This is a genomic window from Nitrospirota bacterium (assembly GCA_016194305.1).
In the GTDB taxonomy this organism is placed as follows: domain Bacteria; phylum Nitrospirota; class Nitrospiria; order JACQBW01; family JACQBW01; genus JACQBW01.
Window position 1 is genome coordinate 21,945 of sequence record JACQBW010000021.1, and the last position, 16,050, is coordinate 37,994.

At 50.1% G+C, this 16,050-nt stretch carries 7 protein-coding genes; all 7 read right to left on the reverse strand.

The features are described 5' to 3' along the window. Positions 1-3: 3 nt before the first annotated feature. Genes HY200_07725 through HY200_07755 form a run of 7 tightly spaced genes read right to left on the reverse strand, consistent with a single transcriptional unit; the run spans position 4 to position 15,985 of the window. A complete protein-coding gene (locus tag HY200_07725; GenBank protein MBI3594832.1) occupies positions 4-504 on the reverse strand; it encodes a hypothetical protein in 501 nt (166 codons plus the stop codon). Beyond that, positions 501-8,762 carry a hypothetical protein gene (locus HY200_07730; GenBank protein MBI3594833.1) on the reverse strand — a complete coding sequence of 2,754 codons (8,262 nt, stop codon included), beginning with the start codon at positions 8,760-8,762 and terminating at the stop codon, positions 501-503. The genes HY200_07725 and HY200_07730 overlap by 4 nt, the downstream gene beginning before the upstream one ends. Before the next feature lies 1 nt (position 8,763). Further along, on the reverse strand, positions 8,764-11,679 hold the full coding sequence (locus tag HY200_07735) for a hypothetical protein (protein ID MBI3594834.1): 2,916 nt from the start codon (positions 11,677-11,679) through the stop codon (positions 8,764-8,766). Continuing rightward, positions 11,676-12,707, reverse strand: a complete 1,032-nt coding sequence (locus HY200_07740; GenBank protein ID MBI3594835.1) for a hypothetical protein — start codon at positions 12,705-12,707, stop codon at positions 11,676-11,678. Before HY200_07740 ends, HY200_07735 begins: the two co-directional genes overlap by 4 nt. Positions 12,708-12,718: 11 nt before the next feature. Continuing rightward, a complete protein-coding gene (locus HY200_07745; GenBank protein ID MBI3594836.1) occupies positions 12,719-14,590 on the reverse strand; it encodes a hypothetical protein in 1,872 nt (623 codons plus the stop codon). After that, the gene (locus tag HY200_07750) at positions 14,577-15,419 is read right to left on the reverse strand and encodes a peptidylprolyl isomerase (protein ID MBI3594837.1); all 843 of its coding nucleotides are present in this window, start codon (positions 15,417-15,419) and stop codon (positions 14,577-14,579) included. Before HY200_07750 ends, HY200_07745 begins: the two co-directional genes overlap by 14 nt. Further along, complete coding sequence (locus HY200_07755) at positions 15,395-15,985, reverse strand: hypothetical protein (protein ID MBI3594838.1); 591 nt, start codon at positions 15,983-15,985, stop codon at positions 15,395-15,397. Before HY200_07755 ends, HY200_07750 begins: the two co-directional genes overlap by 25 nt. Positions 15,986-16,050 lie beyond the last annotated feature (65 nt).

The following is a 16,050-nucleotide window of genomic DNA, read 5'->3' on the forward strand; positions in this document are numbered from 1 at the left end:
AACTTATCGCGGGCGTGATTTCAAGATCAGAGTTTTATGCCCGGTCGTCGAAAAGGAAAACGTTCCGGACGTCACGTCCAGTTCTCTCACCTGGCCAGTTTCTGTATCCAGGATGTCGTAGATTACCGGCCCTTTTCCGGTTTCATGATGGACCTCCCGCCACTCCACGACCGTCATGACATGGGGAGGGGCTATGACCTGGATCTTCCATTCCTGCGACGGATTTGAAGAACGGATATCCCACCAGAGATTGTGTCTGGGCACGCCATCCGGAAGCAAGGACTCAAAATAGACGTCAAAAGGTCCATTTAACATCGCTTCAAGATCCAGCGGATCCGGACCATCTTGACCCTTTTTCCAGAGTCCCGCACGAAGTTCACTCTTCAAAATGGAATGATTAGCCTCTGATTTAAAAGTGAGAATTAATGTCGAGTCTTCTCCCCTGACCTTCATCGGAAATAAAAAAATAAATAGAAAAAGAAAGATCGATGTATAACTTTTCATGGGCAGGATCCCGTTCCATTTAAATAAATGAGGTTATATCCTGTATCCCCCGCCAAAAACTGGAGCCAGTACCCGTTCCATAAAGAGAGTATGGCCGGAGGCTGATAGTTCGGATCGGAAGGCGGAAGGATGTCCTGATACCTCTTGGCGATATATTGAGTGCCGTCGAAGGAATAGATGGCACTCCCTACCCAGCCATTGGCAACGGCCGTGCCGAAAGAAACCGAAGCACCGCTTCCATGCCTGACGCAGGTATCTTTCAAGTAAATCGGATAGAAATAGGGATTTCCGATCAAGTTCCATCCTGATGCGAGAGGAATCGTCACGTCAGCGGCCGTTTCAGGTACTCCCAATAAATTCCCCCCCGAATCGGTTCCTCTTAAAATACTGTTGTTTCCCGCTGCATAGAGGAAGTAACCTTCTCCTTCCGTAACCCGAGAAGGGACGGAATACATATCGCTTGTCCATAGATAAAGCGTGACCGGTTTGGATACATCATTACCAAAGACCGAGGTCGGGTCATTGACACCGGAGAGGCGATAGGGAACGCTAACCAGGTTGTACCCCGAGTGTAAAGCAGTGTGGCCCGGACAGTTCGGACAGATGGATATCGACGAACTGTTACTGGCCTTGTCAACTGCCTTGATGGCGAAATAGTATACGGTATTGGGATCCAGACCCGTCACTTCAAAAAGTTCGTGGTTTCCGTAGGCAAGCGGAAAAGGCGCATTGGCGACCTGTTTTGCATTTTGAAATTCGATTTGACGCCCCGAACTAGTCAAAGTCCCGTTTTCCACAATTAAAAGTTCAGAATACCGAATGTCATATTGAATGGCCTTTCCGATGGAACCATCGTCACCAGTCGCCGTCCATTCCAGGACAACTGAATTCTTATTCGTTCCGTTGGGGACAACGGTCAGGTCGCCAATGGTACCCGGAGGGGTGAAATCAAATACCGAAAGCGTTGTATCGGAAGGCACATTGGAGATTCCTGCCGTATTTTCGCGAATCACTCCAGAAATCGTATCGGTCGAAAAATTGATCCCTTTAATCGCATAATAATAGGTAATCCCAACCGAATTAGAAAGGAGATTGGTGACAGCAAAGGACTGGATCATCCCGCCGCTGAGAGGCGCCGGAAGCGAGAGCACCTGTGACGCGTTCTTGAATTCAACCTGTTTCGTCGGATCAGAGATGGCGGTGCCGTTTTCCACAATTTGAAGCCTCGAATACCGGACATCGTATTTCGCGACGTTCGATGGTGCCGTCCAGCGAAGGGTCATCGAATTGGCACCTTTTCCAGTAATTGAAAGGTCCGCAATCGCGGCGGGTGTCGTACTCACCGTCGTTCCTCCATTATTCACGCAGGAGGTATTCATCATTGCCGGGTAACATTGTGTCGAAGCATTAACTGACGCGGAAATCGAATCGATGGTCGAGAAATTAAGAGCATTTCCCGTACATCGGAAAGTCACGCTGTCCATGCCCTGGGGCCCGCATACCTTCAAGGCAAAATAGGTCGTTCCGGCTGGCAGGTCGTTGAAATTGAAGAATTCCCTGACGCCCGACAGATGAGGAGCTGAAAGACCGTTTCGGCCTGTTCCGTCGCCTGCCAAAACGGGATTAGCAAGATCAAAGTTGACGCTTGATATCGGAGAGGAAGACCATCTCAGATCATAGGCAGCGCCGGTCATGGAATAGGTACTGCTGATCCATGGAGCGGTCCAGGTCAATTGGACACTCCAGACGTCGCGCTTAAATATCCGGTCATAGTAGGAGCTGAGCGAGCCCGGGACAACAGCCAAATCCTTTACGGCGGAAGGCGCAAAAACGGCTTGTCCACCCGATGCGGGAATCAAAGCGGGCGGATTGATCGACGAAACAGAAGATACATTCCCCGCCCGGTCCGTCGATTCGATCGTGAAATAAAGCGTTCCCGCCGGGAGTCCCGACAGCGTGTAAGAAACCGAGTAGGTGGACGTGATGACGGGTACCGGAATCAGCTGTCCCGGAAGGAGCGTTACTTTTTGACTGGTCGGGATATTTGCAAAATCGGTATCCGAAGTAACCGGAGTCGTTGAATACCCCAGAATATAGCTCGCCGGCTTGCCCAGATCACCGTCATCACCTGTTGGAGTCCAGGAAAGCGTGGCTGATCCCCCGGAAACCGCAATCACCCTTAAATCCGACACCGGGGAGGGAGGGATGTGGTCGGGACTAAATGCCGGCATAAAGGGCTCGCTGTAACCGGTATAGGATTGAAATGGTCCAATTGCGCTCTTGAGAGAACCGGAAGACGAACTACTCAAAACCTCTTTGTCAACCCAGGAGCGGTTGCTCCAGATATAATGATGGTAGTGGGTAATACCCGGATCGGTCAAATGAGTGGTCGGATTTTCAGAGATGGTACAAGCAAAGACATTGGTCGTGTCAGGATTTTGATCCGGATTGGCCGTCGGTAAATAGATTGTGATCGGCTGGCCAGCCAGCTCCAGAAAAAGGTCGTTGGATGAAGGTTCCTGGATCAATTGAATCCAGCGCGGTACCAGGTCTCTTCCGACAGGGGGGACTAATTCATCGGTGGACCATCCACTGACTGGATCCCATCTCTTGATTCGTGTCCCGTAAGGAAATGGCGTAACCGGATTTCCGAACTGATCCCTGAATCCACAGGCATTGACTGAGGTGGCGCTTCCAAATACCGTCACGAGAGCGCCGGAATCTTTCTCCCAGGCAAGGTCAAAATTTCTTCCTACGTTAAAACTCGGATCCGGAATAAAGGTAGAAGGGTCGACGTTAAAAAGGAGGTCGTCACTGACCACCAAGGGGACTCCCCACGTCGCAAGTCCATTGAGGTTCCATAACTGAACATCATAGTTCCTGCCATCGATCGAAGCCGTTCCCAATGCGATCTGGTCGGAATTCGGATCTCCCGCAAGTTTAAAGTAGACCAGAGAAGTGGCTGACGATGCCGCCGATTGATTCGCGCTTGCGGTTGACGACCACGTGCTCCCGCTCCAGATCGCATATCGCGGCGTCGAGTCACCTGCTATTCCCCAACTGGCTATCGCCCTACCTGATTGATGCTCATAGGCAATGTCAAACGGCTGTCCAATGATCGGCGGAAGACAGGTCACACAAAGATTGATATTGTCCCCCGAAAGTCCCAGATTGAAGGTCTGCTCAGATCCAAATGAGGTTCCATTCCACACCAGGAGGTGAAGAACCGCCTGGGTCACCGGACCATTAATTTGATCAAAATTTCCGGATAGATAGGCCAGTATGATTTCGCTGCTTTTCGGATCGGGGTTTGGTTCAAGCCGTACCCACAACGTATCACCCGAAGACGAGGCCGGCACAGACTGGGGCGTGCTCCAGCTTGTTCCATCGGTTCGGGTAAACTGGGGCAATACACTTCCGGACGGTCCGTAAACTACCAGACCCCGTCCGGTAGCCGATTCGTAGGCGATATCAAATGCACGCGAGAAAGAGGGAATTGGGACTCTGCTAAACGCCGTTCCCCAGGTTGTTCCATTCCAAATCTGCAAGGTGAATGCGGAAGTATTCAGTGTTCCCAGAATTTTTTCTGACGAACGGGCACCGGGAAGATTGGCATTCGGAAAAGCGCGTAAAACCGTCCAATTCGGCGGAGCCGCCGCCGAAACCGTATTCGACGCTTCTGCACTCCATGGCGCCGATCCGCTCCAACTCCGGTATGCCGGATAAGGTGAAGTGGAAAGAGACCCGTAAACATCCAGCGCGGTATTGGTCTTGGTCCCTGAAACGATTTGAATTGTGGTGCAGGCCATGCCGCCATCCGGATTTAAGATACAGATCGAACGGCTTCCGGGAGCCGCATTGGGATCGACAGCGATGCCGCCATTCACCGCATTGCCTGAAATGACATTGGAGCTACTGACCTGGATATCGGAAATCACGCCAATAGCATAACGTCGCTTATCATAGGGAGTCGAAGTCTGCCAACCTGTTCCACCCGTTGTTGGCCAGGGATTGGTGAATAAATTCGCTTTTTTGGCACTGACGATTGATGTCCCCTCATCATAGGTCAAAGTTGTTCCCCTCCCATTGACGTTCACCATGAGCCAATAATTTCCTGGAGACAATGTCGTCAAGGAAACCGGTATGGAATTAAAGGCATGTGCCTTTAACGTCTGGTTTATAGAAGAAACAAGTAAAGTGCCCGGAGATCCGGCGTTATCTGTATAAATTGCTGCGTTTCCAAGTTGGTTGGTCGGGTCCAGGGAATCGACGTAAAAAGATATTCCAACAAGATTGGCCGTCTGGGTAATGTTAAAACGTGATCCGGTCATCTGATTGGAATCGGGCCCTTCCGTAACACCGCCGGACGCTATCCCGAGTGGGGGAAGTATCGCGGTTACTGCAAAGGAGGAGTATCTTCGGTCAAGCAGGGGTGTGCTTGGAAGTACAATGGGCCAGGGAAACGTTCCATTTGTTCCATAGGACTGGGCAAACTGAATTCCTTTATCCAGACCGGGCGAGACCGAATCGTAGCTGAATTTTGTCCCCTGTCCGTTGGCATTGGCCACGATCCAAAATGTATTACTGATCGCCGTGGTCAACTGAAAATTAGTCGGCATGGTGAAAAAGTTAAATTGCTTTGACAGGAGATTGTTATTAATCCTTCCATAGGTCATGCGATTGACCGGGGCACCCGTCGCGGGATCACTATCGTAAATTGCCAGATTGGCTGATTTATTGGTTGAATCGACACTGTCGACATAGAGGTAGACACCCTTTAAGAACGTCACTGCTGAAATCGCAAAGGTATTTCCTCCCGTAATATGGTCCAGGTCATCTCCCGGCAAATCAGCCGTTGCGCCCACCTGTCCGGTACCGAGAATCGGCTGATACGAGAGGGTCAATGCATACCGGTTTCCTCCTGGCACAGGGCTCCAGGAAACTCCCGTGCCAGAGGCCGGCCAGTTTCCGAATGATTGGGGTACAGAAACGGAGAGACAGGGATTATCCCCGTTGCAAGTGGCCTGGTTCGCATCGTAAGCCAAGACAGTTTGGAGGCCTTCGGTGTTAAAGAACACCCAGTATTTCTGACTGGTATCCAGAATAATCGTGGAAGGCAGACTAAAAGTCATCGTACAGGGATTATTCACACAGAGGGCTGAATTCAGCGGTGTGACTGCGCTTGTCGCAATAAGATTTAAAGGTTGTCCGCTTCCATTGTCTGAATATATTGCCATCTGTCCGTTGATATGGACCGGATCGGCCAAAGAGATCAACACCGAAGCACTCTTCAATAGAACGAAGGGTTTGGATGCGTTGGGAAATTTAAACCGGTTTCCCGTCATTTTATTTTGATAGAGCGCCGAGGAGGTTCCTCCGGCGCTATCCCATCCGAGTGACTGTGTACCATTCGAAATCGTAACCGTGCCTCCCGTCTGAAAATCATTCCCGGTGACCACGATATTCTGGATTGTTCCCTGGGTTATCGTACCTGGAGTGATGCTAATAATGGACGGGCCATAATTGACTGTAAACAGATTTGCAAAAGTATAAACCTGACTCGTTCCGCTGTCGGTCACAATGATGTCTCGATATCCAGTCGCCGCATTGGAGGCAACACTCACCTGAATTGAGAATTTCGTCAGGTCGGAATTTAGAGCTACAGGCGCCCCTGCTGTAACCCCCCCGGTGCCTGAGAATGAAACGGTAAAATTGGCGGGAAAGTTATATCCGGTCAACGTGACAATTTGATTCGTCGCACCTTGTCCGAGGTTATTCGGGGCAAGCGTCGTAATATTGGGCGGATTCGATGAATTCCGCATGATCTGGATCAAGAAATTTCCAATTACCAAAGAACCATCGGGATTGGTAATCGTCAAAGGATAGGTGCCCGGAACCGCAGTGTTTGAAATCGTTCCAGTTGCCGTCAGTGTGTCGACGCCAGTCGCCAGACTGTGGCTGACCGTCGTCGTATCAGACTGAGTTTGAATAAAACCAGGGAAAGACAGGACTGAAAAATCTTTAATCAAATGACCACTTGCAGATATTTTGATTGAATGCCCCTGTGTTGTCGTTAAGGGTGACGAGGTCACAAATCCAGTCTGATTTGGAGGATCGAAAAGCTGCAAGGTCGATGTATCCAATGTCGGAAAATTTCTAAAATAGGAGTCCGCCAGAAATGTGTAGTTGGATGATAAATTCGGAGAAGAGTGAATCGTATATTCCACCCAGGAAGCCGAATCTCCATCCCAACGAATCGAGGCCACCAGACTGCTCTGAGAAATCAAGGTCCCCAGAATATCTCCGTAGCGGGGATCCGAAGTGAAACTGATCGAACTTAATATCGGGAGTCCTCCTGTTGATATGGTTGAAATGCCTGGGACCGCCGCATCGCCATTCCAGATACCCGATTCATCCCGAATTTGATAATGCAGGCCGCCTGAAACACCATTCGTATAGATAGAGAAAAGTTGACTTCCGGTGCTCCCTTCCTTCCAGAGAAGGTCAAAGACATTCCAGTCAAGCGAAGTGAAGAGCGTTGTCAAATTTGAATTGATGGTATAGACGCCGTTCACGTTCGATGAGGAATAGACGCCTGTCGGCCAGGTCGTCCCGTCCCAAATCTCTGTTTTGAGGAGACCGTATCCGGCATTCATTTCAACGGTTCCAAGCGCGATTTGATCCGACGCTGGATCGGAACGTAACTGCATTCTAAATAACTGGCTAGTTGTCGTCGTTGTACCCGTCGTGGCCGCAAACGCGCTGGCCGTTCCGCACGCGGGAACGGCGCTCCAGAGACAATATTTTGCCGTACCGCTATTTTTATCAAGCCAGGCGAGCATTCCGGTTTTACTCTGCTGCATATAGGCAAGATCAAAAGTCGACCGATCAAGCCGAATCGCTGCAGAAACCGGCAAAACCGAACTATTCGCAAGAGAAAAAAACGCATTTCCATCCCATTGGTCGACATAGAGAGTGCTATTAATTCCGTTGGTCGTTAAAAAGGCCAGCAGAATCTCGTTTTTTGTTCGATCAGGATTGGCCAACAAAACGGCTGAATGAAAATAGCTCCCAATCGCAAGGTTGGCCAAAGCCTGTTCGGTTCCCCAACAGGGGACCGGATTGGGAGAGCAATCCGAAGCATCCTGGAAGAGCTGCCGATAGCCTATCCCGCTGGCCGTCCCGTATACAATGAGTCCCTTACCTGATTTCGACTCATAGGCCATATCAAAATCTTTGGAGTTGAGATAAGAGGGCACCTGGAGCTGTGTTCCCCACGACCCGCTGTTCCAGACCTGAAAATCAAGCGAGGAATTCACCTGATGTCCCATGATCTGTTGAAAAAGAAAAGGATGAGGTTGAACAACCATTTCAGCCGGATAATAGTACGTCTGATTGGAAGGGAGGATTGTTCCCTCCGTCGACCACTCCCCGTTCCAAAATGCATTGAACGGAATTCTGACCCCATTCGTAAGGCGGGGGTCTTCATAGACGGTCATCGCGGGCGTCTTGCTCCCCATCACCCATTGCACCAGGAATGCTGAAGCATAGTCAGTGCTGCCTCCGTCCGGATTGGTAATCGTAACCCCGTTTAGAGCGGGGACCGCGGCACTGGAGACGGTGATATTGGCCGTCGCTACTGTTCCGGCGCCATTGATATAAAACGAATTGACCGAAAAATTCCCGGACAAATTAGCGCCATTCTGAAATCCAGACCCATTGATCTGGATGGTTGTCGTCCCTCCTTGTTGAACAGTCGCCAGCGCGGGAGAACCCGTCGCAGGATAAGGCGTGACGGAAGTGATCACTGGAGGGGCATTAATGACCAATATGCCACTTCCTGTTGAACCATCCGGGTTGGTAAATGTCACCGTCACCGGGCCGGCGGGCGTGGAACTGGAAACATTAAGATAAAAAAAGACATTCGAACTGGAAAAAAACTGAACGTTTGACTGAATGATTCCGGCAGTACCGCATTGATTATCAAATGGATCGCTGCCGGACAGTTCATTCGGTGTGGTCAGCGTGGTGTCTGAAAACGTCACGCTGACACCGCACTGAAATCCGGTCCCGTACACGGCAATATTCTTTGCGACCGCACCCTGTCCCACCGAAGCCGGGTTCATGGGATTGTTCGAAAGGAGTTGGGGAGCACCCAGGACCAGAGAGGAATAAGAGAGCAGGATGACCAGAAACATCAGAATCTCGATTGATTTCCGATTCATCCTCAAAATATTTTTCAAACTCTGTCGATTCAATTTATCCTCTTGTGGTTCCACCTGCGCACCAATGCTGGGTGGTTCCATTCGTACGGCCGTAATGGCAGGTATTCATAATTTCATTGTGACAACGCAAAAAACATTGAAACTGCTGATTCGCTGCGTCGTAGGCCCATCTCGGTTTTGAGGCGATGGTCCCTTCCACTTTCGGACTGAAATTGATCAAATGGGTATCGACGATCCCGTCAATAATGCCATCTTCCCCATCGGGCGGGAGACAAGGATAGGTCACGCCAGAGGACACGCCGGTGCAGGTCACGCTATTTTGATCTGCCCGGGTCCCCAGGCCATCACCATATTGTGTATTTTGAGCCTCCACATTGCTATGGACGTTGTAGTGGCATTCGTGACACATCGCTCCGGTCCATTGCAAATGGTACATATGGAGATTGCCGTTCCATCCTTCATCGGCACTGCTCGTCACGGCTTTATCGCCGTAAAAGTTCGTCCAGGAGGGATCATAGCGATTGGCCCCCGGCTCCGACGGATCAAAGGCTCTTCGGTCATGGCATTGAAAGCAGAGCAGGAAATTGTCGAAATGACTCCGCGTCGCCGTAAAAGACCCGGGAGCACTGCTGCCGTCGCTTGTCGCACAGCCGGGCGGATTCGGGACCTGGTTGAGATCGGATCCTTCAAAACAGCGCGTCGGGTTTTGTATGTCGGTGTTATATCGATTTCGAAGAATCCGGATAAATTTGGAGCCATGAGGACCCACCGGTTCATAGGCCGGAGGGCTCCCGGGTCCGATGACGGCTTTCAGAGGACTAAATGCCGAGATCGTATCGGTCACTCTCAGATTCGACTCGGTGACCGGACCTTTTACCGCACTGGTGGCTTCGCTGTTATGGCAATCGGTGCATTGAATCGTGACATTTCGAAGCGCCGCCGCCGGATTGGCGCAATTCAGATGAAAACTTTCGGTCAATTGATTGCAAAGCTGGACTGTTCCGTTTCTTCCGGCCGCTGCAACCGGGTGAAATGAGGCATTCACCGTCTGCTGGCTATGATCCGGCAAGGTATTGTCCGGCGTATTGGGATTGAGTTCTTTTCGTTTATTGCTGAATCCCCTCAAACTGAAATCGGCATTGATCGGCCGGAAGTCTCTTGGATCAGAGCGCATAAAGGTATCATCCGGAAAACGGTCACCGTTGAAAATATTATTGTAGCTGTTTCCATGACAACGGAAGCAGACTTCATAGACATAGGGTTCCCGGTCATTCCCGGGAACGCCATGACCCACGACCAATCCGTTGATATCGATTCCTTTCATTCCCTTAAGCCGGTTTCCCGGTTCCACCTGATGGGGATTATGGCAGTCGGTGCAGGTCACATGGGGATATTTGTCGCCCGCAATCAGGCCGGGAGCAAATTCATTGTTGACCGGAGGCGCGGAACTTCCGAGTTCCACCCCTTCCTGCGGTCTTGCGACAAAGACCGGCTCATGTTTTCCCCCGTGCCCAAGCGTAAGATTCATTGCGCTCCCGCATTCCGGAAAGGTCCCCGGCGTATTGGCTTTCGGGTCCCAGCTCGTATAGCAATTGGTGTTGCCTGTCGGGTTGATGTCTTTTGAAAACTGGCTGTTAATATCGGGTGCAACTTGTGCTGTTTTAAATCTCAAATTTCCCGGATTTGTCGGATCTCCCGCAAGGAGGGCACTTGTGGGATACCCATTATAGATATTGGGCGAACCCGCCGGAGCATTGTTGGGAGAATGACAGAGGAAGCAGGTTTTCTCCGTGGCGTCCTGTCCGAATTGATCGACTCCTTCCCGATGAATTCTCTTTGCACCCTGAGCCGTATGAGGGTCATGGCAGTTCCTGCAGGCAAACTGATCAACCGTGTGGGTACCGTCATAGTCGTAGGGATTCGAAACGGAAGGATATTCTGTATGAAGCACTTTGCTCGTCTGATGGGTACTTCCGATCCAGCCGGGCTTGGCATGGCAATAAAGACAGATGATCTGTTCACCGGGATGTTCCGGAGGATTATTAAAGATACTGGCTCTCAAAAATTTCGGATAGTCGACCTGATGCGGATTATGGCAGGAGGTACATTGAACCGAGTCGTAGATCTTGATATTATCCCCCGGATATCTCGCTGCGGGAGAGATCGGCGTATGGGCCGTTACGGTACTTCCGGGACCCAAAACCGGTCCGGGATCAACCAGCTCGGTATCCAAAGCGGCCAGAGCGGAGTCAAATTTAAACGAAACCGGATGGGTATTTGTCAGGTTGGTCCCGAGTCTTCGGGTATCCCCGGTCAATTCTCCACTTCCGACGGGCATCGTATTCTGAGGAAATCCGCGCAACGAGGGATCCTGTTGCGGACCTCCCTGATACACGTCACCCCCTTGATAACTCATGGTAAAAGAGCTGTTGTTAAACTGCGCCAAAGAGATGTTTGCAGGATCAATATACCCTCCGGAACCCGGCTTGTTCAGTACCGCTCCGAGCGCTACGGTTCCGTCATGGCAGGAGAGGCAAAGCCTCGAATATCCTGTCGGAGCGCCGAGATTGAGTTGCCCGTCAAATGATTTGCTCCAGACCTGGTCATAGAGCGTATATTGATTGGAAGCAAGCTGCCGGTTCCATAACGGAGCCTGAAGAAGATTCGAAGCGACCTGGCTTGCCCCATGCGGGGTATGACAAAAGACGCAGACTTCGGCCGTTTGAGAGGTAAAGACACGGCGCGGGTCCTGTCCCGCGGCACCCTTGGGAAAAATCTCCGGATGTTGGGTCGGATCCGGGGGATTGGCAGACAGATTGTGACGGGTATTAAGAATATCTTCGTGTTTCGTAATCGAAGGAGGCGCTCCGGGAGGCGCCTGTCCCATTCCAGGGAGTGCAATAATAAGTAGAAGAGAGATCCGAATCAAAAATCTCAACAGAAATTTCATCGTGACTCCCCGTCTGCTTCCGCAGCGTTGATCAGCTGAAATACCTGAACCCTCTGGTTGTAGCTATCGGAAACATAAATCTGGTCTTGAGAGACCGCGATACCGCCCGGGAGCCAGAATTCCCCTTCGTGATTTCCCGCTCTGCCAAAATTCATCAAAAATTCCCCTTTATCGTTGAACATTTCGACGGTATCGTAGAGTCCGTCCACCGCGTATACAATCCCATGGGTGTCCACGGAAATGCCTTTCAATTTCGAAAAACTTCCGACCCGTTCTCCAGCTGAACCCAGATGCCGAATAAATTTCCCGTCCGGAGTAAACCGCTCAATTCTGAAATTCATGGAATCCGCGACATAGATGTCTCCGGTAACCGGGTGAACGGCAACATGCGTTGGAAAATTAAATTCTCCTTCACCTTCTCCCCTTTTTCCAAACTCAAAAAGCTTTTCACCTTTTAAACTATAGGCGCCGACATGATGTGCCCCGGTGTCCACCACGTAGAGAACTTTTCTTTGACGATCGATCGCAATTCCGGTCGGTCTCAAAAAAAGTGTCTCCCAGGCTTTCACAAATTGTCCTCCGGAACCAAACTGGAAGACCCTTCTCAACTCCGAATCGGTGACATAGGTCATCTTCTCCGCATCGACTGCGATTCCGACAGGACTTCTCAATCTCTCAGCCGACAATTTAAAAATCTGGCGATACTTCTTTTCCGAATAATCAAAAAGGTGAACCACCTGAAGTTCCATGTCCGTCACCCATATTTTTTCCTGATTCTCGACGAATAATCCATAGGGACGAATCAGTCTCGGAGAGATCTCTTCCCCGAAGAGGAAGCTCACTGCCCTTTTGAAAAACCCTTTGGGAGGGAGAACCTCTTTTGCATCAACAATACTCCGGATATATCTGACCCTGGGAGGATCCGGGGGAAGGGGCCATGAAATATTCACGGCCTCCTTTTTCTTTTCTGTCGCACAGCCCGCCAGACTGACGGCAACGAGAAGGGATGAAAGGGTCAAAAGAATCATTTTCGTTTCCATTAAAAGGGACGGATCGCTCTGACCATAAACTGCTGACTCGTCGTCACCATCGGTCCGGTGTCGTTTCTCAAATAATTGAATTCAGTGCTCAGCATGAGTCTCCCCAATTGATGACTCAGCTTGGTTTGCCCCTCAAACGTCTTCTGGGTATATTGATCTTCCCTGTCGTCGACCATTTCTTTGAGGCCGAACGCAAGATTCCCGTTGTCCCACGGCCTGACCGTACCTGTAAAATCGATCGACGCGATATTGGCATCCCCGCCATAAAGTCCATTGGGATAGCTGATATGGGAATAGGTTCCCAATAACGTAAACATGCCTAAAAACTGATAGGTCCCATGGAAATCTTCCGATAGGGTTTTCCCCCCTTCAACACCATAACCACTGATATCGAGCCAGGTTAAAGTTCCATCTAAAAAAAGTGAATCGTTGTAAAAGAAAAAATTCCTGAAAAAATGGCTGTCCGCCGATGCGGACACCCGTGTCTCCTTTTGGTCATCGGATTCGGCCGGCACCTCCCTGTTAATAGAGGTCAGGGAACCATTCACTCCCAGATGAATAATCTGCGTCTGCGTGTTATCGATTCCGCCCGAAACGGAAAGTATCCGGTCTTTCGAGACCCCCAGTCCGGTCGATTGATTTTGGGCCATGCTGCCCGCCACGCTTCCATTGACCCGAATCAGGGCCAGCGTCCGATTATACGATAACGCGGAATTAATCAAAATCTGGCTATTTTTTGAACTCAGACCTCCTCCTTCAATCTCGGTCAATCCGAGTCCTCCTCCCAGTGTCAAGGTCCACCCAAACGCGGGACGTACAATGAGGGAGCTGTTCCCAAAAAGAGAGTCGGTCCTGGATGCGCTCGTTTCATACCGGGCAAACTGACCGTTGTTGAACCAGTCAAGATAACCGGTCGGATGGAAATTGAGGCCTCCTCCCATCAGATACCTTTTGAAGTCTCCCATCCCGGGAGATTCATTGAAATCAAGCCGGAGAGATCCATCCCAAAACTTGTTCGGAAGATAATATAAATTAAGACCCGCCGCATTTTCCTGATAGAAATTGAATCCGGAAGAGGTTCCTCCGCGCGTCGCGTAATTCGCGTAGGCTCCCAGCGTCAGCGCCTTGGTCACCGCACCGTTTAAATTAAAATTAACGCCATGGGACCAGAACGATTCGTCATTTAACTCATGGGTTTGATTGTAAAGGTATCGGGCATTCAGATTGAACTCCTGCCATTTTCCTCCAGTATCCACTGACAGAAAGTCGGAATCGGACGTCGGAAAGAGTCCGTTCAGATCGCTGGTGTAGGTAGAATGGCTTCCGTTAATCCCGATCCTCGGGAGGTACAAAGGCGAGTAGTACCAGCCGAACCCGTACGTGGTAATCGTATCGTGAGAGACAAAATCGAATTGGTTTTCCCGTTCCGTTTTCTGGGCATAAAGGGTTATCGGGGAGATCATGGGAAGTAAGGAAAGATTGATATTGTAATCTTTGACAATATAGCGCCGGGCCTGTTCCGAGTTTCCCGAATTGTCGGTCTGATCATCCACCCAGTTAATTCCCCCTGAAAAAAAACCAAGACGGGAATCCAGCAAATTCTCTGAATACCTCAAATTATACCTCTGTTCGATCTCATGACTTGAATTTTTTACGCCATTCTGATCCATATCGCGGTAGATATATGCCCCTTCAATCGATCCGGTCAGGGCGCCATTCAAAAGTGCTGCCGCGCTTTGGTCTGGAAAAAAAAAGAGAATTAAACCGAAAATCCAAAAGGCGCTGAAAAAAGAGGACCGGAAGATTTTTAGAATCAGTTGTCGGCCTGCCGATGGCGTCATAGGGGTCGAATCTTTTCTATTTTTGCTCAATCTTGATGATCGCCTGACTTCTTAATTCCCTGATCCATTCTTCGGATCTTCTGGCCTCTTTTTCCTGAATCAGCCTTTTTTTCAATAGCTCCGGATTAATTTCTTCCCACAAATAGGGTTTCGGCGGAACTTTTTCTACGATTTGAATCAACGAAAAACCGTATAAGGTCTGAATCGGAGCGCTGACTTCTCCCACGTTAAGAGAAAAAGCTTCTTTTTCAAATTCCGCCATCGCCATTTTTCCCTGAAATTGAACTTTGAGATCACCTCCAAAATATCTCGACTCGGGATCGGAGAATTTTTCGACAAGCGCTTCAAACCGCTCTCCCTGTTTTGCCCGTAGAGAGAGTTCCAACGCGTTCTGATATCCCGCTTTCCATCCCTCATTGGAACTGGAGGGGTCAACCCTCACTAAAAGGTGCCGCAATCGAACCCCCTCCGGGCTCATAAAATCGAGCGGATGCTCCCGATAGTAAATTCGGGCGTCCTCCTCGGAATAGAGCGACTTTTCATATACCTCTTTCCGAATCAGCTCATCCGGAGTCAAATTCCTTTTTTTTGCCTCCTGCACAACGAGTTCTTTTCCGATGAGGTGATCCAGGACATCCCTTTTGATCTCGTCCAGTCTCTCTGGAGAAAATTCACCATGCCCTAAACTCGACTTCGATTTTTTGAGCTCTTCCTGGAATGCCGGGAAGCGAATGGGAGTACCATTGACTTCCGCAACAACTCGGGTCTCCTCTTGCTCCTCCGCAAAAATTCTAATACTCGTTCCGCTTATTAAAATAATGAATATAAAAAATACTATTTTTGATGACAACTTAAACATAGGGCGCTGCTTGCGTTCCGATCGTTCATATTGGCTCCGGGCCGGTTCGGATCAGGTGCCCGTAAAAATCGTGAATTGTTGACGGTCATGGCAGAAACCGGATCCGTTAATGCCGGCTGTCCCAATGGCCGGCTGGCTTCATGCGGATTGTGACACGACGCACATTCGATATAGGGCGTATCGGGATTGGTCGGATCGGATGGATACGCCCGAAGCCGGTCTCTCTTGTCAGGCTGTAAAGCCCCATCCCGGGTAATCCAGAAAACATGGTTGGTCCCGGAGCCCGCGGCATGTCCGTCACCGCCGGGCGCGATATTGATATTGGAGAGGATCTGGGTAAATTGAGGATCCGAAGCAGGAATCGCCATTCCGACCGGATGATCGTCGGAAAGATCCGCCGTCAAATTGGGAAACGGGGAAGTGCCTCCGATATTCCCGTTGGGAGTCTTTCCGTCAGAACCAAAAAAGATAAAGCCGCCCGCCGTGTTATCCGTTCGATTCCCGGGTTTAAAGGTTTTAAGGGAAGGATCAACACCCGGACCCGAAAAATTTAAACCGATATTCACGCCCGGCCCTCCGGACTGAAGTTTATTGCTGACAAAATAACCTCCTGATCCCGGAGCATTGATCA

Bases quoted from the DNA above. Each gene is read 5' to 3' on its own strand.
- HY200_07725 (MBI3594832.1), bottom strand. From the start codon at position 504: ATGAAAAGTTATACATCGATCTTTCTTTTTCTATTTATTTTTTTATTT.
- HY200_07740 (MBI3594835.1), bottom strand. From the start codon at position 12,707: ATGATTCTTTTGACCCTTTCATCCCTTCTCGTTGCCGTCAGTCTGGCG.
- HY200_07735 (MBI3594834.1), bottom strand. From the start codon at position 11,679: ATGAAATTTCTGTTGAGATTTTTGATTCGGATCTCTCTTCTACTTATT.
- HY200_07750 (MBI3594837.1), bottom strand. From the start codon at position 15,419: ATGTTTAAGTTGTCATCAAAAATAGTATTTTTTATATTCATTATTTTA.